The sequence below is a fragment of the Streptomyces sp. NPDC101490 genome, from assembly GCF_044767145.1.
Lineage (GTDB): Bacteria > Actinomycetota > Actinomycetes > Streptomycetales > Streptomycetaceae > Streptomyces.
On the sequence record NZ_JBIWNI010000008.1, the window covers coordinates 110,344 to 131,950 of the forward strand.

General features: G+C 71.6%; 17 protein-coding genes and 1 pseudogene. 7 read left to right on the plus strand and 11 right to left on the minus strand.

Annotated features, from left to right (window positions below):
* Positions 1-53: 53 nt before the first annotated feature.
* The 9 genes and pseudogenes from ACIRQY_RS18080 to ACIRQY_RS18120 form a co-directional block, all read right to left on the minus strand.
* Complete coding sequence (locus tag ACIRQY_RS18080; RefSeq protein WP_403926943.1) at positions 54-3,251, minus strand: M28 family peptidase; 3,198 nt, start codon at positions 3,249-3,251, stop codon at positions 54-56.
* A 156-nt stretch (positions 3,252-3,407) separates the two neighbouring features.
* Entirely contained in the window at positions 3,408-4,874 is a 1,467-nt protein-coding gene (locus ACIRQY_RS18085) for a helix-turn-helix domain-containing protein (protein ID WP_403926665.1), read from the minus strand.
* Between the two features lie 626 nt (positions 4,875-5,500).
* Positions 5,501-5,770 (minus strand): hypothetical protein, encoded by a 270-nt coding sequence (locus ACIRQY_RS18090; RefSeq protein ID WP_403926668.1) that lies wholly within the window; start codon positions 5,768-5,770, stop codon positions 5,501-5,503.
* A gap of 283 nt (positions 5,771-6,053) precedes the next feature.
* Positions 6,054-6,246 (minus strand): annotated as a pseudogene (locus tag ACIRQY_RS18095) (IS481 family transposase); the annotation flags it as partial.
* Between the two features lie 99 nt (positions 6,247-6,345).
* Positions 6,346-6,732, minus strand: a complete 387-nt coding sequence (locus ACIRQY_RS18100; RefSeq protein WP_403926671.1) for a hypothetical protein — start codon at positions 6,730-6,732, stop codon at positions 6,346-6,348.
* Positions 6,733-6,803: 71 nt separating this feature from the next.
* Positions 6,804-7,397: a TetR/AcrR family transcriptional regulator gene (locus ACIRQY_RS18105; protein ID WP_403926674.1), complete on the minus strand. Its 594-nt coding sequence runs from the start codon at positions 7,395-7,397 to the stop codon at positions 6,804-6,806.
* Between the two features lie 143 nt (positions 7,398-7,540).
* A complete protein-coding gene (locus ACIRQY_RS18110; RefSeq protein ID WP_403926677.1) occupies positions 7,541-8,476 on the minus strand; it encodes a hypothetical protein in 936 nt (311 codons plus the stop codon).
* A 93-nt stretch (positions 8,477-8,569) separates the two neighbouring features.
* A complete protein-coding gene (locus tag ACIRQY_RS18115) occupies positions 8,570-10,027 on the minus strand; it encodes a PQQ-binding-like beta-propeller repeat protein (RefSeq protein ID WP_403926680.1) in 1,458 nt (485 codons plus the stop codon).
* Positions 10,028-10,456: 429 nt separating this feature from the next.
* A complete protein-coding gene (locus ACIRQY_RS18120) occupies positions 10,457-11,317 on the minus strand; it encodes a hypothetical protein (RefSeq protein WP_403926683.1) in 861 nt (286 codons plus the stop codon).
* A gap of 191 nt (positions 11,318-11,508) precedes the next feature.
* Between ACIRQY_RS18120 and ACIRQY_RS18125 the strand changes: the two genes are divergently transcribed.
* From ACIRQY_RS18125 to ACIRQY_RS18155, 7 genes are all read left to right on the plus strand, one after another.
* Positions 11,509-12,651, plus strand: coding sequence for a CapA family protein (locus tag ACIRQY_RS18125; RefSeq protein WP_403926946.1), 1,143 nt, complete (start codon positions 11,509-11,511; stop codon positions 12,649-12,651).
* Between the two features lie 345 nt (positions 12,652-12,996).
* A complete protein-coding gene (locus ACIRQY_RS18130; protein WP_403926948.1) occupies positions 12,997-15,240 on the plus strand; it encodes a HAMP domain-containing protein in 2,244 nt (747 codons plus the stop codon).
* A gap of 7 nt (positions 15,241-15,247) precedes the next feature.
* On the plus strand, positions 15,248-16,801 hold the full coding sequence (pgsB, locus tag ACIRQY_RS18135) for a poly-gamma-glutamate synthase PgsB (protein ID WP_403926686.1): 1,554 nt from the start codon (positions 15,248-15,250) through the stop codon (positions 16,799-16,801).
* Positions 16,802-16,859: 58 nt separating this feature from the next.
* Positions 16,860-17,342, plus strand: coding sequence for a poly-gamma-glutamate biosynthesis protein PgsC/CapC (locus ACIRQY_RS18140; protein ID WP_351788058.1), 483 nt, complete (start codon positions 16,860-16,862; stop codon positions 17,340-17,342).
* Positions 17,343-17,358: 16 nt separating this feature from the next.
* The gene (locus ACIRQY_RS18145; protein ID WP_351788061.1) at positions 17,359-18,432 is read left to right on the plus strand and encodes a hypothetical protein; all 1,074 of its coding nucleotides are present in this window, start codon (positions 17,359-17,361) and stop codon (positions 18,430-18,432) included.
* A gap of 185 nt (positions 18,433-18,617) precedes the next feature.
* Complete coding sequence (gene htpX / locus ACIRQY_RS18150) at positions 18,618-19,538, plus strand: zinc metalloprotease HtpX (protein WP_351788063.1); 921 nt, start codon at positions 18,618-18,620, stop codon at positions 19,536-19,538.
* A gap of 5 nt (positions 19,539-19,543) precedes the next feature.
* Complete coding sequence (locus tag ACIRQY_RS18155) at positions 19,544-20,170, plus strand: hypothetical protein (protein WP_403926690.1); 627 nt, start codon at positions 19,544-19,546, stop codon at positions 20,168-20,170.
* A 67-nt stretch (positions 20,171-20,237) separates the two neighbouring features.
* On the opposite strand, the gene ACIRQY_RS18160 is transcribed toward ACIRQY_RS18155, so the two are convergent.
* Positions 20,238-20,741 (minus strand): GyrI-like domain-containing protein, encoded by a 504-nt coding sequence (locus ACIRQY_RS18160; RefSeq protein ID WP_403926693.1) that lies wholly within the window; start codon positions 20,739-20,741, stop codon positions 20,238-20,240.
* Positions 20,742-20,822: 81 nt separating this feature from the next.
* Positions 20,823-21,509, minus strand: a complete 687-nt coding sequence (locus ACIRQY_RS18165) for a TOPRIM nucleotidyl transferase/hydrolase domain-containing protein (RefSeq protein WP_403926696.1) — start codon at positions 21,507-21,509, stop codon at positions 20,823-20,825.
* Positions 21,510-21,607: the final 98 nt, after the last annotated feature.

The window sequence follows — 21,607 nt, forward strand, 5'->3', positions numbered from 1 at the left end:
CCGTCAGGTCCTCAAGCCCTCAGGCTCTCGGACGTGCAGGCCCTGTCGGGCCGTCAGAGACGCTGCCAGAGGGCGGGGACGTTCGGGGGCTCCCAGCCCTGGTAGGCCGTGTGGCCCTGGAGGCACCGGTAGCGGACGCCGTCGTAGGTGACGATGTCGCCGGCCGCGTAGGTGCCGCCGAGCCGCCAGGTGGTCTCGCCGCCTCCACCGCCGGAGACGGTGAGGGTGTACGTGGTCTGGTGGCTGACCTCACCCGCACCGGAGAGGGTGAGGGTGTACGTCCCCGCGGCGGTGCCGGTGGCGACCGCGACGGTGGCCGTCGAGGACTGCCCGGAGGTCACCGAGGCGGGGCTGAACGACACGGTCACACCGGTCGGCAGGCCGGAGGCCGACAGCTGGACGTTCTGGGCGTTGCCACTGGTGGTCGCCGTCGACACGGTGACGGTGGCGGACGCGCCGGGGGCGACCGTGCCCGCGGCGGGCGACGCGGAGAGGGAGAAGTCGTTCACCGGGGTCGAGGTCTCCCCGACGGCGGTCTTCCACAGGGTGTAGGCGATGCCGTCCGCGCTGCGGTTGAGGGCGGTGGCGTTGATGTTGGCGGTGGTGTCACAGGCGGAGTGGTAGCAGGGGTCGTACGCACGGCCCGCGGTGCCGCCCCACTTGGCCGCCTCCGAGGAGGACTTGGTCGCCGAGGCGCCCGTGGCGTAGCCGGAGGTGGGAATGCCGATCTGCTGGAAGGAGTAGTCGTCGGAGCGGCCCTGGCCCTCGACGTTCTCCTGCGGAGCCAGGCCGAGGGAGTCCCAGTAGGCCTTCATCGGCGCGGACGCGGAGGAGTTGAGGTTGTTGATGAAGTAGCCGCCGTTGACTGAGGCGACCATGTCGAAGTTGTAGTACGCCTTGATCCTGGACCGCTCGGTGGTGGCGAGCGTCCGGGCGTAGAAGGAGGAGCCGTTGAGGCCCTGCTCCTCGTCGGTCCACCAGGCGAAGCGGACCCGGTTCTTCATGGTCGGGTCGGTCTTCGCGAGGGTGAGGGCCGCCTCCAGAAGCGCGGCGGAACCGGAGCCGTTGTCGTTGATGCCCGCGCCCGCGGACACGCCGTCGAGGTGGGCGCCGAACATGTACACGCTGGCCGCGTCACCCTTGGGCCATTCGGCGATCAGGTTGTTGCCCGCACCGGCCGTGCAGCCGGAGGTGCAGGTCTGCTCGGTCACCGTGTAACCGGCGGCCTGGAGCTTGCCCTTCACATAGGCGAGGGACGAGCGGTAGCCGGCCGTGGTGGAGCGGCGGTTGCCGCCGTTCTGCGACGCGATGGTGGACAGCTGCGCCAGGTGGGCCTGGACGGCGGCCACATCGACGTCCGGCGGGGTGTTCGGGGTGCCGCCCCCGCCGACCCGCAGGGTGTACTGCGCGGTGTGGGAGTTGCTTCCGCTGCGGCCCGTGACGGTGATCGGGTAGGTGCCCGCGGCGGTGCCGGAGGTCGTCGCGACGGTCATCGTGGCGGAGCCGCCGGAGGTGACCGTGGACGGGCTGAAGGAGACGGTGGCCCCGGTGGGCGCGCCGGTGGCGGTGAGGGCCACCTGCTGGGCGCTGCCGGACACGGTGGTGGTGTTGACCGTGGCGGTGGCGGAGGAGCCCGGCTGGACGTCGCCGGAGCCGGGTGCCAGCGCCAGGGAGAAGTCGGTCTGCTGCGAGGCGCAGGCCGGGTCGCCGGTCTGCGCGGGCACGCTGATGGCGTCCCAGGCGGCCTTGGTGGTGGTGAAGAGGCCGCAGCTCGGGTCGAGGTTCTTCGCGGCGGTCAGGGTGGCGGTGCGGTACCGCTTGTAGGTCATGCCGCTGGTCTTGAGCAGCATGGCGCCGTAGAAGATCCGGCCCGCGTCCTTGACGCCGATCCCGGTGATGGTGGAGTTGTTGCAGGTGGAGCTGGAGGGCTTGCCGCCGCCGGGGTTCGAGCCTTCGGCCAGCAGGTAGAACCAGTGGTTGAGCGGACCGGCGGCGGCGTGCTCCTCGGTGGTGGGGATCGACGCCGAGTAACAGGCCGGGTCGCCGAGCGCGGCCGGGTTGTACATGTTGCGGATCGGGCCGCGGCCCTGGAGGTTGATCATCTCGCCGACGGTGTAGTCGGGGGTGTCGAACGGCGCGGGCTGGTTGGCGTACGCCTCGGTGAGCGCGCCCATGATGTCGCCGGTGGCCTCGCCGAGTCCGCTCTCGTTGTTGGCGCCGCCGGGCGTGTTGGAGTCCAGGCCGTGGCCGTACTCGTGGGCGACGACGTCCACGCCGGCGATCCACTTGTTCGCGCTGTTGTGGCCGATGGTGATGGTGGAGCCGTCCCAGTAGGCGTTCAGCTCGTTGAGGCCGACGCGCGTCGGCCAGCTGCCGCCGTTGCCGTTGTGCCCGTTGCGGCCGAGCCACTCCTTGAGCATGTCCGACTGCTTCTGCGCCGCGTACATGACGTCGACGCAGCCGGTCTCGCGGCTGGTGGCGTTGCCCGTGCCCCAGTCGTCGGTGGCCTTGGTGAACAGGCCGCCGCTGTAGTCGGAGCACTGGAGGCCGGGGCGGGTGGTGTCGCGCAGGACGTACTGGGTGCCCGAGCGGGAGGTGTCGATGGTGAGCGGGCTGGGCCCGTTCCACTCGCTGCGGCCGGTCCCGGCCCGGACGTCGTCGTAGGAGTCCACGACGTCACCGCCGCGGGCGTCGACGAAGACGTGCAGCTTGCTGGGCGTGCCCTCGGCCGTGTGCCCGGTGAGCACCGTCTCCCAGGCGAGGGTGGCGTGGTCGTCCTTGACCCGGACCACGAGGCGCGGCGCCTCGGCCTTCCGGACCTCGGCGAGGCGCTTGCGGCTGGTCCGCTCGGCCGCGGCGGCGGTGATCCTGGCGGTGGTGGGTACCGAGACGGCGTTCTCCGTCGCGGAGTGGACCGAACGGACCTTGCCCTCTCCGTCGGCGAGGACCACCGCGTCGCCGCCCACGACGGGCAGGCCCCGGTAGGTGCGCTCGTAGGCGACGGCGTAGAGGCCCTGGGTCCAGGGGATGACCTGGTGCCGGTCGTACTGCTCGTCGGGGCCCTTGGCGAGCGCGTCGAGACCGCTGAGCGCCGCCAGGTCGGCGGCGGCGACGGCCCTCGCCGCGGAGGGCGGTTGCGGCTTGCTCGTGGGGGGTGCGGCGACCGGCGCGGCTGTCGCGACCGAGGCCGGCACCACCACTCCGAGTGTCACGACCAGGGATATCCCGGCCACCGCCATCTTTCTCAGCATCATGGCTCCTTGTGAGAGGTGATGAGCCACCCGGCCGGTGTCGTGGCTATGACAAAGCAACGATCCGGCTACGGGTGCTCCCGTCGAGGAACACCCGTACGTCCGACGCGTCGCGTCGGCGGGCTGGCCGCACCCTCACATCCGTCCGCGCCCGGGTCAACGCGTCCGGACGTGCGGTGCGCGGCTGGCAAATTCCGGCAAGCCGCGCACCGCGCTCCGCACTCCGAGATCGGCCAACTGGTCCCGGTATCCGGTGACTTCGGGGACACCGGTCCAGTCCCGGGAGAGCCTGGTGTGCAGTCCGTCCAGCTCCGCGCGGACGAGGAGTTCGTCGGTGCCCGCCGCCACGTCGAGCACCGGCGCGGCGAGCGCGACCGCCGCCTCCGGGTCACCGGCGCAGGCCCAGCCGTCGGCGAGCCTGAGGGTGAGCAGCAGATGCGTGTCGCGCATGAGGGGCGAGAGCCGGGCCCGCGAGCGGGCGACCGCTTCGACGGCACGCCGGGCGGTCGTACGGTCCCCGGTGGCCGCCGCGAGGTCGCGCAGCGCCCCGCCGATCGCCGAGTCCAGCCGCATCTCCCCCTCGGCGCCGGTGAGCCAGGGGGCCTCCAGGTCGTCGTCCCGGCCGAGCCTGTCGAACGCCCGGCGGGCGGCGGCGATGTGGCGGCGGCACTCGGCGGCGTCCTGGCGGAGCGCGTACCCCCGGGCCTGGTAGAGGTGGGAGAGGGTGGAGATCCAGCGTCGTCGGCTGTCGACGGCTCCGATGGCCTCGGCGTATCCGAGCGTCGGGCCGGGGTCGTCGTCCAGCCTGACCAGGGCGCAGATGTCGCTGAGCAGCGTGGCGCGCGCCGGTATGTCGTGGACGGCGTCCGCCCAGCGCAGCCCGTGCCCGAACCAGGCCATGCCGATGCTGCTCTGGCCACGACGCATCCGGAGTCGTCCCGCGACCTGGGCGTACTGCGCGGCGATCCGCAGCTGACCGTGGGGGGTGCGGCCGGTCGTGTTGACCGCGTCGGCCCAGCGGATCACCCCGCGCAGCAGCCGTTCCGTCGTGGCCGTGCCGTCCAGGGAGGTCAGTTGCAGGGCGCCCCGGATCACACAGGCGAGGAATCCGGTGAGGGCGTGCAGCACCTCCGGTTCCATGGCGGTCAGTTCGTCGAAGCGGGGTTCGCCCGCCGCCAGCCGCGCGAGGAGTTCCGGGGCGGCGGCACGGTCCGGGGTGACGCAGCCCGCGCTGCCGTGGAGGGGGCACACGAGCCCTTCGGCCGGGAGCGCGGCGGGCCACGGGAGGCCGTCCCACTCGGCCGCGCCGCCGCCCGGTTCCGCGCCGGGCGGTGTGGTGAACAGGCCCGTCTCGGCCGGTAGTCGCCGTCGGTCGTGCGGTGAGTCGTGGGCGGCGGCGGCGAGCGTCGCCAGCGCGCCGCCCGCACCGAGTGCCGTGTCGAGTCGGTGGACCAGGCCGGGCGGCGGCTCCCGCAGCCCCGCTTCGAGGCGGCTGATCTGACTGTGGTGGTACCCCACGATCTGGCCCAGCTGGCGCTGGGTGAGGCCGGATCGACGGCGCCAGGACTTCAGGGCGCGCCCGAAGTCCTCCCAGGGCGCTCCGGACGGTACTGAACTGCTCATGACACCCCTCCTGGCGGAGGCCGGTGCCTCCAGCAGCATGACGCCCGGACCTTGCCCCAGACTGTCCGTCAGGACAGGGCAGGGCCGCCGCCCTGTCAATTCACGTGGCTGAAAAATCGCCAAAATGGTCTGAACCATGGACTGTGGACAACTCGTCCTGTGGTGACCAGCCGGGTGCGTGGAACCGGGGAACGGGTCCCGGCGCTTCGCCCCGTGACCGAAACCGGCGCATGGCCGGGCGGTGGACCTCGCGGGGGCGGGGGCCGGTCCGAGGCGGGGCCGGGACCCGGGGCGGGGGCCGGGGCCCAGGGCACGCGGGGCACGACGGGAGATGCCGGGTCGCTCACGGACCGGGGCAGGCGGGAGCGGGGGCAGGCCGGAGCGGGCGGCCCGGGGGCGGGCGGGGGGCCTCGCCCGAACGGCATCTGCCCCGGACACCGCCAGGGAAGGCCACCGGCTCGGTCGCGGACGCGCCTCGGATCCTTATACGTCGGCAGCCGGTCACCCTCCCCTGTGGAGGGTGACCGGCTGCCGACGTAAAGAGAACGGCGACGGCGGCTGCTCTCACGGGCACGGTCGATTTTTCTTGTGACCACGCCCCGAAGGCATCCGCCTGTGCGCGCGGCTCAGGAAACGAGGAAGTAAATCCGGACGGAGAGGGTGGAGTCCCAGTTCACTTCTCCCCGGACGTGCACCTGATTGTTGTCGGGGGCGACGTTGTGGACCGTCATCGTCGCGTCTCCGATGAACGGAGTGCCGGGCTGTCCGCCCAATTCGCACATCGACACCATGACGACGCTGCTCGGGGTCACACGGGGAACGCTGAAGGACAGGGTGAAGACCCCGTTGATCCCCAGGTCGTAGGTGTAGGCGAACAATTTCGGCGAGACACTCACCGGTGTCACCTGAAGCGGCTCATCCATTGTCTTCCACCTCTCGCGCGAGGAAATCGAACCGATGAAGCGGCAATGCCCGAAAGCCCTGCCATCCGCGGGGAGCGTGGCATTGTTTACACCCCTCAGGCAATGCCCGTCGGACTTCTTGGCCCGTACGGGTAACGCTCCTTCTCGAATCCCGCCCCTCCTGAAACAACAGCCTCCGCATTCCCGTTCCCGGGCACGGGAATGCGGACGGAGAGTCTCCCGTGTCGCCGTCCATGAACGGTTGCACGGTGTCCCCGAATCGGCCCGGAGGGTTGTTGACGCGCCTGCCCGCCGGCTGCACGTCGAGCACGGTGCGGCACCGGTGACAGTCGCAGGCGGGCAGCAAGCCCGCGAGAGCCTCGGTGCGTTCGGCGTTGCTGGAGTACGGGCGGCTCGTACGCCCCTTCGTCGAGCAGGGTGCGACGCGGCGCTCCTCGCACGCGGGGCCGACGTCGGCCGCGGTACTCGTACCGCGCGACTCGAAGTCCACGGGAGGGGGCCGCAGGACCTTCTGGAGCCGACCGCCCGGCCCTTGCCACCACGGCCCGTCAAGGGCTGTCCCTGGTGGACGGGTGACGCCGCGTCCAGGCATTGCGGGCCGCCACCAGGCCGACCGCCGTCACCCCGAAGGTGAGACGGCCCCATTGCGGGGCACCCAAGTGCCCCACCACGTTTCCCATGCCGAGGGACACGACCACAACGCCCGCACCCCACGACGCCTTGGTCATCGCGGTGGACCGGAGCCTGACCCCCACCAGGTGGTTGATCAGGGCGCCACCCAGGAACAAGGCGACGACGAACATTCCGAAGGCCCAGCCGTCGAAGGCGTCGTCAAAGACGACGGCCAGCGCCAGAGGACCCCCGAAACACAAGGCGATGCACAACCAGGCCAGCCCCGGCTGGTCGCCGTTTCTTCCACGCCGACTGTCACTCATGGCCCCAAGTGTGGCCCACGAGAGCTTAGAAATGGAAGAAGATTCTAGAATTTTCCTCTACATTGGAGAAGTCACTCCGGCTGCAGCGAGCGCCAGATCCGGTCCGGCAGCAGCCGCACCGCCTCCGCGAGGTCGAGGTCGTACGTACTGGAGAGCCAGCGGCGGGCAGCCTCGGCGACCGGCCCCATCACGAGGACCTCGACCACGGACCCCGGCATGGGGGCGACCTCACCCTTCTCCATCCGGGCTCGCAGCCACTCGTTCATCGGCGCCGTCATGACCTCCTTGGCCGCCCTGATCTCCTCGGCGTGCAGGGCCAGGGAGCCGGAATAGGCGGAGGCGTGCAGGAAGAGAGCCGCCTCACGCTGTTCCTGGGTGAAGCGGAGGTAGGCCTGGACGACGGCGCGCACACCGGTGCGGGCGGTACGGCTGCGCCGCAGAGCCTCGTTCATCTCGTCGAACAGCTTGCCCATGCACTGGATGTACAGCGCGGCGGCAAGGCCGTCGAAGCTGCCGAAGTGATGGTAGAGACTGCCGAGGCTGACCTTGCCGGCCTTCGTGACGGCGTTGACCGTGAAGCCCTGCTGGCCGGACTCGGCGTACACGCGCAGCGCCGTGGCCAGGATCAGATCGACGGTCGCCTCGCCACGCTGCTGCTTCCCCATCGGACCAGCGTAGAGCAGATTCCGGCCAGAGCCGTTTTCCAGAACGTACGGCGCCCCGGAGACCGGGACCTCGGCCTCACGGCTCCGGCCGCCTCAGGCGGCGCGAGCAGTGCCCGACGCGTCCCGGCACTCCGGCCCGCAGGTCACGGCGGCGGGTCGGTGGGGTCGCCCGCCAGCCGGACGGTGCTCAGGATCCTCATGATCAGGTCGTCGCTCAGGGCGCCGGGCACCCCCGTTCTGGCGTAGATGTCCCAGGCGACGAAGTCACCCCTGGAGTTCTTGAAGCAGAAGACGACCGCCTGGCCGTCGCCCGCACATTTGTTGGGCTTCTCGGCACCCTCGGAGTACGCCTTCACATAGCTGCCCCTGACACCCGCCTCGGTGGTGTAATCCACCGCCCTGTACCGGGTGACGACGTTCTTGTCCGGCTGGGTGAACGCGGCGTAGACCCAGAGCGGCGCCACCTTCTCGGCGATCTCACGGGTGTCCTTGGCCCCGGTGACGCCCTGGACGCCGGCGCTGCCGAGTTCGAAGTCGCTGATCAGGCCGCTGCCGTCCGCGTCGATGCTGCACCATGCGGCCTTGTAGAAGGCGGGCACGGCGTGCTGGACGAGCCTCTTGTCCGGGTTGTTGTTGTCCGGGTAGCCGCTGGAGCTGATGTCGGGATCGACCTCCCAGTCCGCCGGGACGTCGAAGGCCGTGCCGTGTGCGGGACTGACCACTGCCTTCCATCCCGCGATGGTCGGTTCCACTCCGCCCGAGCCGTGCCTCGCGTCGGTGCCGGAGGGCGCTGGAGACGAGGCGGAGGCTGACGACGGACGGCCGCCCGTCCCGTGGTCGGCCCGGCCGTTGCCCACGCCTTCGTCCTTGAGGACCACGACACCGGTGACGACGACAGTGGCTACGACGACGGTCGCCGCGCAGACCGCGACGACGGTGGTGGTCTTCTTCCTCTTGTCCGGCGGCGGCTCAGGCGCCCCGAACGGCCTGCCCACCGGGTAGGGCGGAACGTCCTGCCGTGTGTGGGGGTACGGGTACGGCTGTGAAGAAGGGTTCGGCTGCTGGTACGGGTTCTGCATCTGGTCCCTCGGATTCCGCTCGCCCGTGGGCGGCTGCGTGTCACGGCGGGGTCCGACCGGGCGCTCGCGCGCCGGGTTCCACCGACTGAAGACCTACTTCCCGAAGGACAGGATCGAGTGGTCCACCGCCCTGGGCCGAGGACTGAACACACGGTCCTTGAGCAGGAAGATCCTTCCGCCCGCCCAGGCCAGGCGCGCACGGGAGGGCTCGAAGCCGCGTTCGGCGCCGACGGCGGCTGCCGGACTCCGCAAGACCGTCTGCGGGGCGCCGCCGGTCGGGGCGAGAACTGCGACCGCGCCCGCCGTCCCCGGGCGGGTCGCGAGGTATACGACGAGCTTGCCGTTCTCGACCGCCAGCGGCCACATGGTGCGGCCGTCGGGCCCGGCCGCGCGCCACTTCTCCGTACCGGTGTCCAGGTCGACAGCGACGACCGCGTAGGTGACGTGACCGGCGCCGTCGGTCTTGCCCCCGGCGATGTACAGCGTCTCGGCGTCAGTCACGGCGCCGTAGCAGCCCTGTACGTCGTAGGAGGCGAGGGCGTCGCAGTGGTCGCTGACCGGGAACTCGGGTGCGATCTGTGACCGGATCCCGCCGTCCGGGGTGAAGGCCGTGATGTTCCAGACCTTCGCACGGCGAACGGAGACGACCAGCGGGTCCACGGAATAGACCTGGCCGACCCTCCATCCGTCGGCGTACTGGTGGGTCCACTTGGCCCGGCCCGTCGCCGGGTCGAGCTCCTGGACCCGGGTGGCACTGAGGCCGGTGCCACCCTTCGGGCCGAGGCACTCGACGAGATAGATCAGCTTGGCGCCGCCCGCGAGCGAGACGGGGAAGCAGGCGCCCGTCGTCGACGTACCGAAGAGTCTCCTGCCGTCGGTGACCGAGAAGCCGATCATGCCCAGCCTCCGGGTGATCGCGACGGTCTCGCCGACGACGGCCATCTGGAAGCGGCCGGTGTCGTCGGTGTACTCCCGCGGCACCCGTATCCTCCAGCCCGCCCTCCCCGTGGCGAGGTCGATCTGCTGGAGGCCCGTACAGTCGCCCTCGGCGGTGTCGCTCTCCAGAACGCCGACGACCAGTTTCCCGCTCACGGACGGAGCATGAGGAACGCTGCACAGCCGCGTCTCCAACGCGGCCTTCCACATCTCCCGACCGTCGGCCACCGCATAGGCGACGACCTCCTTGTACATCGCCTTGACCACCACACCGCCCACCCGCCACGGGCCGTACTGCTCGGCGCCCTTGCGGGCCAGATCGGTCCGGTTCTCGCGCAGCCAGACCGGCGACTCGCCCGCCCCGATACCGGCGTTGTGATCGTAGGCAGGGGTGTCGCCGCCCGCGCCCCTCCCGTCGCCCCGGTCGACCGACGGGGAACCGGACGGCGTGGCCGCCGTCTCCGCCACGGGCTTCCCCGTCCGCTGCCGGTCACCGCCGGACGCGACGTACACACCGCCACCGATGACCAGCAGGCCCACCGCGAGGGCCGCGAGCAGCACGGCGAGCCTGCCCTCGAAGGGGCCACGCCCGCCCCCGCCGGGCGGGGGAGGCAACGGACCTCCGAAGTGCTGCGGCGGCCCCGGAGGTCCGTGACCACCGGGCTGCGGCCACGGGTACAGGTGGTCCGGCGGGGGTCCGAAACCAGGGGGACGGCCGTAGCCCGGCTCGACGGCGGGCATCCGGGTCGGGGGGACACCACCCCCCGGGATGCCATGCCCATGCTCATCAGATTCCGGCAGTCCGCCGGGTTCACGATCAGTCATGGGGCAACTGTGGCCCGCGAAGCGGTAAATCTGGAATACTTTTCTAGAAAGAATTTCTTAACAGATGTGTCGCCAAGACGTTTTCACCCCTCCTGCTCGCCAGCCGCCGACCCCAACGACCGGGACGACCAGGACGGGCCATGCGTGGCGGCCGTCCCGGCCGGTCCGCGCGACGGCGCCGGGCCGATCGGGCCTCGCGCTCCGGGCGGCGTGCGGGGGTCAGCCCTGGCGGCCCCGTTCCGACCAGGTCGTCACCAGGCGGGTCAGGGCCTCCGTCGTGTCCTGTGCCTCGGTGGTATCGGCCCGGTTGTCCGGGGCCAGTTCGACGTGGATGAAGGCCGCTCCGTCCCACTGTGCCGCCTTCCCCTGGACGTTCGTGGTGCCTTCCAGCGGGCAGCGGTCCACCCAGCCCCGGCAGACCCTGGCCCCGCCGTCCTCCATGAGGTCCGCCAGGGCGCGGGCGTCGGCGGAGGCCGCCTGGGTGGCGCCGGTGGAGAGGATCGCGTCGTACGGGCGGTCCTTCGCACGGGCGAAGCCGTGGAGCTGGACGCCGGGGATCTTCCGCTTCTGGAGCTGGTCGACGATCACGTGGAACGCGCTGTCCGTGCGGTGCGCCACGTCCGCCGCGTCCCCCTTGCCCGCGGTGCGATGGGCCCCGGCGAGGACGAGCGCGCCACCGGGCGCGCCCTCCATGAGCCGGGTCCCGAGATGCTCGGTGCCACGGTCGGCGACGGGGTGCGGGACCTGCGCGCTCCACCGGACGGGGGCGTCGGCGGGGACGTAGAGCCGCCCCCAGCGCGCCTCCTCGGTGCCGTCCTTCTCGGCTGCGACCTCGTGGTAGCGCCGGCCGGAGGTGGCGTCCGTGAGCCGGACCACGCCGAGACCGACGGCGCCGAGCCGTTCCCCGGCCGTCGGGAGGTCGCCGTCGAGGAGCGCTCCGACACCCTCGGCGATGTGCCCCCTCTGCTCCTTGGAGGGCTTCCTGTACGGCTCCCGGTCCCCGATCCGCTCGGTGTACTCACGGATCCGGCCGTCGAGGTCCACGAGCCCTCCGACTTGCGAACGCTTCGTGTCCGACATGTCACCCGGTGTCGCCTGGCATCCAACAAGGCCCAGACATGTACCCAAGGCAATGAGGGAGTAAAGAAAAAGTGATGATCTTGTAATCTTACGCGAAAAGTCGATCTTAAAGATCGTGTGAAGATCGGGCTGTGACATTCTGCGATTCTCTCCCCCTAGGTCGTGTGCTCGCCGCCACCGCGGTCCTCGCCGTGCTGACCGCCGGCTGCGCCCCGACCCCCTCGGAGTCGCGGACCAAACCCGGCGGACGCACGTTCACCGTGGCCGCCGCCGGAGATGTTCTCATCCATCCCGAGCTGGTCGAGCAGGCGGCCAAGGACGCGAAGCGGACCGGCAAGGGGGACGCGGGGCTGGACTTCGGCCCCCTCATGGCCGGGGTGCAGCCGGTGATCAGCAAGGCCGACCTGGCCATCTGCCACATGGAGACCCCCGTCGGCAAGCCCCGGGGACCCTTCGAGGGCTACCCGGAGTTCCTGGTCCCGCCGCAGATCCTCACCTCGCTGAAGGACATCGGTTACGACACCTGCTCGACCGCCTCGAACCACACCTTCGACCACGGTCTGACGGGCGTCCGCCGCACCCTGGACACCATGGACCGGATCGGGCTCGGCCACGCCGGTTCGGCCCGCACCCGCGAGGAAGCGGAGAAGATCACCCTCCGCGAGGTCAAGGGCGTCAAGGTGGCGCACCTGTCCTACTCGTGGGAGTCCTTCCTCAACCCGACGCCGAAGAAGCAGGGCTGGGCCTTCAACCGGATCAGCACCGCCGAGATCAAGAAGGCCGAGGCCCGGGCCCGGCAGCAGGGCGCGGACGTGGTGATCCTCTCGGTCCACTGGGGCCTTGAGCACTACAACGAGCCGAGCGTGCCCCAGCTGGACCTGGCCGAGCGGATCACCGAGGAGACCGGGATCGACCTCGTGATCGGCCACCACGCGCACGTGGTCCAGCCGATCCAGAAGCTGAACGGCACCTGGATCGCCTTCAGTCTGGGCAACCAGGTGGCCCGCCACTCCTCCCCCACGGGACTCACCGAGGAGGGCGCGATCGGCTGGTTCGAGTTCCGGGAGACGGAGTCCGGCTGGGACGTGGCCGCCCGCTACCGCACCACCCTCGTGGACATCCCGCCCGAGGTCGAGGACGACGAGGAACTGCCCAAGGGCGCCGTCGAGGACCTCCGGCTCGTCGATCCCCGGCAGCTGCTCGACACACCGGGCGACCTGAACGCGGACCGGCTGGCCCGCTACCGCCTCGCCCTGGAGCGGACACGCGGCTTCCTGTTCAACCGGGGCGCTCCCGGCGGCGACGGGCTCGCCGAGCTCTCGCTGAAGAACTGAGCCGACCGCGAACCATCCGCCCCGGAGCATCCCCGCACACCAGGCGGACCACTCGCCCAGGAGCGTCCCCGCACACCGGGCGGACCATCCGCCCCGAAGCGTCGGAACCCGCGCGCCCCGCGCCGGTCCCGACGCCCGGCACAGACCCCGGCCCACCCGCCGAGGACCACCGGAGCCGACGGGCACCGGCGTCCATGGACACCCGCGCCGGTGGCCGCCGCCCCACCGGCGCGGCGGCCACCGCACCGCGACAGCCGCAGGAACCAGGAAAGAGCAGCAGTGACATCGAGCAACACCGCGTATGCCGTACGCGGAGGACGACGGCGGCTGCGCCGGCGCGCGGACATGCCGCTCCTCGGCGGCATCCGCCCGCCGATCGCGGTCCTGTGCGTCCTGGTCCTCGCCCTCGCGGGTCTGACCGCCAAGGTGCTCGGTCCGGGCGAACAGCCGGTCGCGCCGAAGGCCGTGCTGTCCTCACAGCAGTACTTCGCGGAGGACGGGGCCATCGCGCTGCGCGCCTCGATCGACGAACGGGTCACCGACCTGGACCGCACGGCCACGGCACTGAGCGCGGGCCGCCCGGTGAAGGCCGAGCGGATCCTGGCCGACCTGGGCCGCACGTACCAGAAGTGGACCGGCACCACCGTCGTCGACCTGGAGGACGGCGAGGTCCTCGCCGCACGCGGGGAGACCATCCCGCTCGCCTGGCTGGACAAGGACGTCCTGACCGGCAAGCAGGCCCTGACGCCCCGGATGGTGCGGCTGGAGACCGGTGACGTCCGGCTGATGACCATGGCGGTCCTGGACTGGAAGGACCGGCCGCAGCAGCTTCTGATCGCGTCGAGCAGCCTGGCCGTGCCCGCGGTCAGCCTCGGCCCGTTCCGCACCATGGCGGTCGTCGCCGAGGACGGCGAGATCCTCGCCACCTCCGGCTTCGAGCAGGCCGAGGCGCTCAACTCCGACCAGGAGCGCAAGGAGCTGGCCTTCCTCCACCAGCAGATGACCAGGCTGGGCGGCCAGGCCGCCGAGCGGACCGAGCAGCATCCCGTCCGCGCCAAGGAACCCGGTGCGCGCGGCTACCCCGGTGTCAGCGGCACCCTCCTCGGCGGCGAGTACAACGGCCGTGTGGCCACCGCCGGATACGCCTCGCTCTCCTCCCCCGACCCCGAGGACAAGCCGAGCCAGGCCGCGGGGCTGGGCCTCACCGTCGTGTCCCTGCTGCCCGTGGTCCAGCAGCGCACCGCCGAGCAGGAACGCGGGCTCTTCGGGCTCGCGGCGGCCGGAGCCCTCGTGGCGCTCGGACTGCTCGCCGTCCTCCTCCTCTGGGCGACCGTGCAGCGGCCCCTGCTGCGGCTGTTCCTGGAGTCGCGCAGGCTCGCCCGCGGCGACCGGACGCGCCCGGTGACCGTGCCCCGCTGGGGCGAGGCCGCCCGCATCGGCGCCGCCCTCGAACGGCTGCGCCGCCAGCTCAACGGCGAGTACGCCGACGACGGCACCGCGCCCCGGCGCAGGATCCGTGTCGGCGGACGCGGCCCGCTCGTCCTGACGGCCGTCCTGCTGCTCCTGTGGTGCGTACCCGTCGGCCTCGTGCTGAACCGCACGGACGACACGGTGAGCGTGCCCGCCACGATGGTGAACGACCAGCGCGAGCGCACGGACCTGATCACGGACCGGCTCCGCAGGGCGCTCAACGAGGCACAGGCCGACCTCGTGTCCGCCTCCCGGCTCATCGGGAAGGAGGACGAGGCCGCCACCACGGGCCTCCTGGAGGACGCCCTGGCCAAGCACCCCCGCTACCGCGCGCTGTACGTCGTCGACGGCGACGGCCGGGTCGGCGCGCACGTGGGCTCGGAGCCGCACGACTGGAAGCCGGGCGAGGACCAGCCCCCGGTCCAGGTGTCCGGCAAGGGCGGCAAGGAGCCGATCGTGCAGGCCTCCGCCCCGCTGCCGGAGCGCGAGGGCCACACCCTCGTCGGCGAGATCCGGGTGGACTTCCTCAACTCCCTGCTCGCCCGCCCCGGCCTCGGCGAGGTCCGCGTGGTGGACTCCGAGGGCCTGAGCATCGCGGGCAACGCCGGGTTCCTGGCGTTCGCGGAGCTGCCGGACAAGACGCTCGCCGAGCTCGTCCGGGCGGCCCGCGTGCCGGTCGGCACGAGTCCGGTCGAGAACGGGCTGCTGCTGCGGGAGGGCAGCAGGGTCACCGTCGCGGCGGCGGCTCCGTTCTCCGGCGGCGGCGTGACCTCCGAACTCGGCTGGACCGTGGTCAGCTGGCAGGACGCCGAGCGCTTCCAGATCGCCCCGTACGAGCGTGAGGACCGCAGCGTCCTCGCGGGGATGCTCGGGCTCGCCGCGATCATCCTCTGCCTCGGCTGGGTCCTCCTGGTGGTCGTCCGGCCGCTGCGGGCCCTGGCCACCGGCGCGGAGAAGCTCGTGGACGGCGATGTGAAGACGGTGCTCTACCCCCGCTACCAGGACGAGGTGGGCGCGGTCGTCCGCAGCCTGGAGATCCTGCGCCAGGAGGCGCAGGCCCAGCGACAGCAGCAGGTACGGCGGCCCATGGAGCCCCGGTCCGAATTCGGCGGAAGGTGACAAGGCCGTGCTCTATCTCTACTTCGTCCTGCTGATCGGCGGGATCGCCCTGCTGGCCGCGGGCATCGTCGAACAGCGCAGGCACTACGCGGCCCTGCACACGATCCCCGCCCGGGTCCTCGTCAACGGCATCCGGGGCAAGTCGTCGATCACCCGGCTCTGCGCGGGCGCCCTGCGCGGCGGCGGGCTGACCACCGTCGCCAAGACGACGGGCACGGCGGCGCGCTTCATCCACCCCGACGCGACCGAGGAGCCGGTCTACCGGAAGTTCGGCATCGCGAACATCGTGGAGCAGATCGGCATCGTCCGGCGGGCCGCCACGTACCGGCCGCACGCGCTCGTCATCGAGTGCATGGCGGTCATGCCCGCGCTCCAGGAGATCAACCAGAGCAAGCTGATCCGCTCCACGATCGGCGTCCTGTGCAACGTGCGTGAGGACCACCTCGCGGAGATGGGCCCCACCCTGGACGACGTGGCCCGGTCCCTGTGCCGTTCGATGCCCGAGGACGGCATCTGCGTGACGGCGGAGAAGGAACGCTTCCACATCCTCCAGGAGGAGGCGGACGCCCGGAACTGCCGGCTCGTGTACGCCGACCCGGAGACGGTCAGCGACGCGGAGCTGCGCGGGTTCAGCTGGTTCACCTTCAAGGAGAACGTCGCCATCGCCCTGGCGGTGGCGGAGCTGCTCGGCATCGAGCGGGGTACCGCCCTCCAGGGCATGTACGACGCCCCGCCGGACCCCGGTGTGCTCTCCGTGGAGCGCTATGTGACGCCGGAGAACCGGCGTCTCGCGTTCGCCAACGTCTTCGCCGCGAACGACCCCGAGTCGACCCTGATGAACGTCAACCAGCTGCTGGACCTCGGGGCCGTCAGCCGTCCCCTGAACGTCGTGATCAACTGCCGCCCCGACCGGGTGGAGCGCAACGGCCAGATGGGCGAGATCATCCCCGACCTGCGGCCGGACAACGTCTTCGTCATCGGCCACCCGGCCAGGAGCGCCATCGACGCCATCCCGGCGGAGTGGCGGGACAGGGCGGTCGACCTCGGCGGCGAGCGCCGCCCGGCCGAGGAGTTCATGCCCGCGATGCTCGCGCGGATGCCCGACGGCTCCTCGCTCGTCGCCATCGGCAACATCCACGGCCAGGGCGAGGAGCTGCTGGAGTACCTGGCCGGGCTCCCGGCGGACGAGAGCCCCACCGGGACCGGCCCGGACGCGGCGGCTCCCGTCGCCGCCCAGCCGGTCCACCTGGACCCGTACGCCTCGTACCCCGCCGCGTACGAGGAGCGCCACCAGGTCTCGCGGACGCAGGAGATCCCCGTCGTACGGGCTCCCGCGCCGCCGGTGGAGACGCCGTCCGCGCCCTGGGCGGACTGGAACGACACTGCGGCCGCCACCACCCGGTACGAGGCTCCCGCCGCCACGAACCGGTACGAGGCTCCGGCCGCCACGAACCGGTACGAGCCCGAGGAGGACTGGAACCCGCACGGGAACGAGGCGTCCTACGGCTGGTTCCCCCAGCAGCCCGCCCCCGAGGGCGAGCGACCGCCTCCGCACTCCTGACCGCCGGCCGCCGCCGACCGCCCCGCCCCACCCCTCGTACCCGCGCCCGGAGCCCCTGTTGACCACCGCCGCCCTGACTCCCGAGATGGCCGCCCTGGGCATCGCCATAGGCCTGCTCTTCTCCCTCCTGTGCTACCTCACCACCAACCTCTCCCCCGGTGGGATGATCACCCCGGGCTGGATCGCCCTCACCCTCATCGAGGACCTCCAGCGGGCGGCCATGGTCGTCGGCGTCACCGCCCTCACCTACGCGGGCACCAAGCTCATGCAGCGGCTCGTGATCCTCTACGGCAAGCGGCTCTTCGCGGCCGTGGTCCTCCTCGGCGTGCTGCTCCAGGCCACCGTGATGATCGTCCTGTCGCTGGAGTTCCCGCTGCTCTACGGCAACCAGACCCTCGGCTTCATCGTGCCCGGTCTCATCGCGTACCAGCTGGTCCGCCAGCCGAAGGGCCCGACCCTGCTGGCGACCGCCTCCGTCTCCCTCATGGCGTACATCGTCGTCGCCGCCGGGCTGCTGCTCGGCATCATGCCCACCGTCTGAGAATCGAGGAACAACCATGGCAGGGAAGAAGACGTCACGCCCGCTGCTCTCGGGGCTCGTGGTCCTCGGGCTCGTCGCGACCTCGGGATACCTCACGCTCGAACTCCGCAAGCAGGAGGACCGGGGTGTCACCGAGGTGCGCAACATGGGAGTGCTCGACGGTGCGCGGAAGCCGGGTGCCAAGGCCACGGGCGAGGAGCGCTGGTCCCGCCTGGAGAACCCCGCGCGCAGCGTGCTGAGGGGCGGCGACGGCGGGATCAAGGCGGTCCTCACCGACGGCGCGCGGACGGCGAAGCTGACCGGCCCCGGCCGGACCTTCGCCGAGCCCACCTCCACCGCCTCCAAGGTCTCCACCACCGACTGGGTGCGGCTGATGCCCAAGGTCTGGTCCGAGGGCGCGGAGAAGCAGAAGTGGTTCCAGGAGTGGTACGCGGAGTTCGCGGACAGCAAGGAGGACGACCTCTTCGCCATCGCCTTCCAGTACGTGGCGGGCGCGCAGGAGCGGAAGGACAAGGAGGGGGTCTCCTTCGCGGGCGACGCGAACTTCGGGCCGCTGAACACCACCGGGGCCGAGGGCGGTGACCTGCGCCTCGAACAGTCGGACTTCTACGACTACCTCGGCCTGTCCTACCCCTTCCGGGACGGCAACGTCGGCAAGCCCGAGACGAAGCGGGCCAGGTCCCTGGACTGCTCCGGCTATCTGCGCATGGTGCTCGGCTACCGGGCGCGCTACCCCCTGATGTCCTCGGACAAGTCCGGCAACGGTCTGCCGCGCACCGCGAACGGCATGGCCCGCTCCGGGGAGGGCACCGACGTCCTGCCGCTGACCGGTGTCTCGGCGCAGGACCGGCCGACCACGATCGACCTGCTCCAGCCGGGCGACATCGTCTTCTTCAAGCTGGACGCCCGGACCGGGCAGCGGCTCGACCACGTCGGGATGGTCCTCGGCCACGACACCGAGGGGCACCTGATCTTCGTCTCCAGCCGGGAAGAGGTGAACGGTCCCACGATCGGGGACCTCGGCGGAGTGTCCCGGCTGGACGGCAACGGCTACTACGCCAAGACCCTGCGGAGCGCCAAGCGCCTGTGAGGCGGCTTCCCCGGCCCTTGCCGGCCCGGCCCTTTCGCCCTGGCCCTGCGGGCCGTCCCCTGACCCGGTGCGGGTCCGGGGACGGCCCGCCGCCCGTTCCGGGCGTTCGGGGAGCACACTGGTAGCAGGGGGCGGTGAAGGCTGGTCCGGTCGGTTCCCGGCCGGTTCTGGAAGAGGGTGTCCGCATGGCCAGAGCGCGGTCCTTGTCCCGGTCCCGTTACGCCCCCGACCGGGGGCTCTCGACCCGTATGGCGACGACGATGTTCCTGATCGGGCTGCTGTACGTGGTGTTCGTCGGCGTCCTGCTGGTGCTGCTGCGCGGTTCCTGGCCGGTCGTCCTGCTGATCATCGGACTGCTCTTCGTCGCGCAGTTCTGGTTCAGCGACCGGATCGCCGCCCTGGGCATGGGCGCGCGTGAGGTGTCCCGGGAACAGGCGCCCGAACTGCACGGCACCGTGGACCGGATCTGCGCGCTGGCCGACATGCCGAAGCCGAAGGTGGCGATCGCCGACAGCGACATCCCGAACGCCTTCGCCACCGGCCGGGGCGAGAAGACCGCCCTGGTCTGTGTCACGACGGGACTGCTGAGGCGCCTCGATCCCGAGGAGCTGGAAGGGGTCCTGGCGCACGAGATGTCCCATGTGGCGCACCGGGACGTCGCGGTCATGACGATCGCCTCGTTCCTCGGTGTGCTGGCCGGGATGATGACCCGGGTCGCGCTCTACAGCGGTCTGGGCCGCAGCACCCGCAACAGCCCGATGGGCGCGGCCATCATCCTCGTACCGGTCGTCAGCGGCATCGTCTACATGATCAGTTTCCTGCTGACCCGGGTGCTCTCGCGCTACCGCGAGCTGGCCGCCGACCGGGCCGCCGCGCTGCTCACCGGCCGTCCTTCGGCCCTGGCGTCGGCGCTCACCAAGGTGAGCGGTGACATGGCCCGCATTCCGACGCGCGACCTGCGCGAGGCGGAGCCGTACAACGCCTTCTGGTTCGCTCCGGCGTTCTCCTCGAAGGAGAGCATGGGCCGTCTGCTCTCCACCCACCCCACGCTGGAGCAGCGGCTCGAACAGCTCGGCCGGATCTCGGCTCAGCTCGGCGAGGTGTGAGGGCGGTGGGGCTCCTCGACAGCATCCTGGGGCGCAGTCGGCCGGTGCGGCCCGATCTCGACCGGCTGTTCGGGCTGCCTGGCGCCGCGCTGACGCTCCAGGCGGGGGCGGGGTTCGTGCCCACGGGCGCCGGGGCGGTCTGTTTCGCGGCGGTGGAGGGCGGGGCCTTCGCGCGGCTGAAGGAGGAGGTGCGGGAGCTCCTCGACGTCGACGAGGAGGCGGCCGGGGGGCCGGTGGCGTACGCCGGGGACGCGTACGGCTACACCTGGCTGACCGTGCGGCGGCCCTCGGACGATCTGGTGACGCTGGTCAACGATCTGCACGCGGTGAACACCCTGCTGGAGGAGGCGGGGTTCGGGCCCAACCTGCTCTGTTCCCTCACGTCCTTCCGGGCGGCGGAGGCCGAGGGGTCCGGGGAGGGAGACGGTCACCGGGCCCGCGAGCTGGCCCTCGTGTACCTGTACAAGCGGGGGACGTTCTATCCGTTCGCGCCGCGCGCGGACCGGCCGGAGAGCCGGGACAATGTACTGGAACTCCAGGTCAGGGCCCTGCTCGGAGGTGATCTGGCGATGGAGCCGGAGACGGACCGCTGGTTTCCCCTGTGGGGGGCGCCGGGGCTCGGCGGCGGTTGAGCCACCGCCGGAGCCCGGACGCCGGACGCCGGGGGTGCCGTTCGGGGAGGTCGAGCCGTTCGGGGCGTCAGTCGGCGATGGTCCAGTGGAGTTCGGTGCGCAGGTCGCGCGGGTCCATGCCGGGGGACGGCTGTGTCGTGTACTCCTCCCAGCGCTCCTCGCCCTGTGCGAGTCCCCGGTCGCGCATCCAGGTGCCCAGGCGTTCCCAGGAGGCGCCGAGTCCGTCGAAGGCGCCGTGGTGGGTGAGCCGGGCGACCCGGCCCCCGGGCAGGGACGCGGCCACGACCCCGGCCTCGGCCCGTACCGCCCGGTCGGTGGGGAAGCCGACCTCCAGGTCCGCCTTCTCCCCGGAGGTCCCGTGGTGGAGCGCGAAGGCGGCGCCGAGGGGGGTGACGCCCTGTTCGCGCAGGACCCGGCCGAGCGTTCCGAAGGCGCTGTCGAAGAAGTCCCGCAGTTCCGCGGCGGGCACGTGTCCGCGCACCACCGCCGTCGTGACCGGTTCCCGCCGTACGACCTGGGGTCCGGTGGTGCCGGGGCCGTCGTCCTCGTGCTGTGCCGCCCGCGTGTTCATGTGGCTCCTGTCCGTGGCCGGGTCCCCGGGACGTCTCCGGGGCTGTCCTCGGAATGTACGGACCGGAGGCGGGCCGGGACGTCATCGGGAGGCGCGGGCCGGGCGTGTCGGCAGGTGGGCGAGGAGGCCGTCGAGGGGGCGGGGGACGTGGGTCAGGTCCAGGTCGTCGACGAGCGAGCGGGCGTACTGGCTCTTGCGGCCGCTGATGGTGCCCATGAAGCGGCGCAGTTGCCGCTCGACGGTCCGTTCCCGCTGGGCGGGCTGCTTGCGGAAGAGGCGCCAGGCCCGCAGGTCGCCCTGGGCCTCGATCACCTGCTGGACGCGGGCGGGGCCGAGTGCGCGGATCAGTTCCTCCTCCAGGTCGGCGACGCAGACGTGGAAGCCGAGCGGTTCCATGTCCGCGCGGGTGAGGCCGCTGCCGAGGCCCTCGCGTTCCAGGGCGCGGGCGAAGTGGTCCTCCTCCGGGGCGTCGCAGAGCCCGGCGAGGCCGATGTCGAGGCCCCGGGGTCCGAGGAGGGCCAGGAACCTGCCGATGTTCGTCACTCCGCCGAGCGGGACGACGACGACGCCCTCCGCTTCGAGGTCGCGGCCGTGGCGGGCGGCCAGGGTCTCGACGGCCACCAGGTCGCTGACGCCCTCCACCAGGACGGCCGTGCGCACCGGGAGGGTGTCGGCCAGTTCTCGGGCGGTCCCGGCCGCCGCCGCTGCCCCCGCGCCGCCGGAGGCCCAGGTGACGACCGCACGGCGGAAGATCTTCGTCTCGTCCACGCGGCCCAGTGTGACAGTGGGGGTGGGGCGGGGCACAAGCGGTTTCTCCGGCGGGCGTTCGGGCGATGCGGGGTTCCGGGGTGCCGGGTCTCGTGCCA

Bases quoted from the DNA above. Each gene is read 5' to 3' on its own strand.
- ACIRQY_RS18100 (WP_403926671.1), bottom strand. From the start codon at position 6,732: ATGAGTGACAGTCGGCGTGGAAGAAACGGCGACCAGCCGGGGCTGGCC.
- ACIRQY_RS18105 (WP_403926674.1), bottom strand. From the start codon at position 7,397: ATGGGGAAGCAGCAGCGTGGCGAGGCGACCGTCGATCTGATCCTGGCC.
- ACIRQY_RS18160 (WP_403926693.1), bottom strand. From the start codon at position 20,741: ATGAACACGCGGGCGGCACAGCACGAGGACGACGGCCCCGGCACCACC.
- ACIRQY_RS18145 (WP_351788061.1), top strand. From the start codon at position 17,359: ATGGCAGGGAAGAAGACGTCACGCCCGCTGCTCTCGGGGCTCGTGGTC.
- ACIRQY_RS18080 (WP_403926943.1), bottom strand. From the start codon at position 3,251: ATGCTGAGAAAGATGGCGGTGGCCGGGATATCCCTGGTCGTGACACTC.
- ACIRQY_RS18110 (WP_403926677.1), bottom strand. From the start codon at position 8,476: ATGCAGAACCCGTACCAGCAGCCGAACCCTTCTTCACAGCCGTACCCG.
- ACIRQY_RS18130 (WP_403926948.1), top strand. From the start codon at position 12,997: ATGCCGCTCCTCGGCGGCATCCGCCCGCCGATCGCGGTCCTGTGCGTC.
- htpX (WP_351788063.1), top strand. From the start codon at position 18,618: ATGGCCAGAGCGCGGTCCTTGTCCCGGTCCCGTTACGCCCCCGACCGG.
- ACIRQY_RS18085 (WP_403926665.1), bottom strand. From the start codon at position 4,874: ATGAGCAGTTCAGTACCGTCCGGAGCGCCCTGGGAGGACTTCGGGCGC.
- ACIRQY_RS18120 (WP_403926683.1), bottom strand. From the start codon at position 11,317: ATGTCGGACACGAAGCGTTCGCAAGTCGGAGGGCTCGTGGACCTCGAC.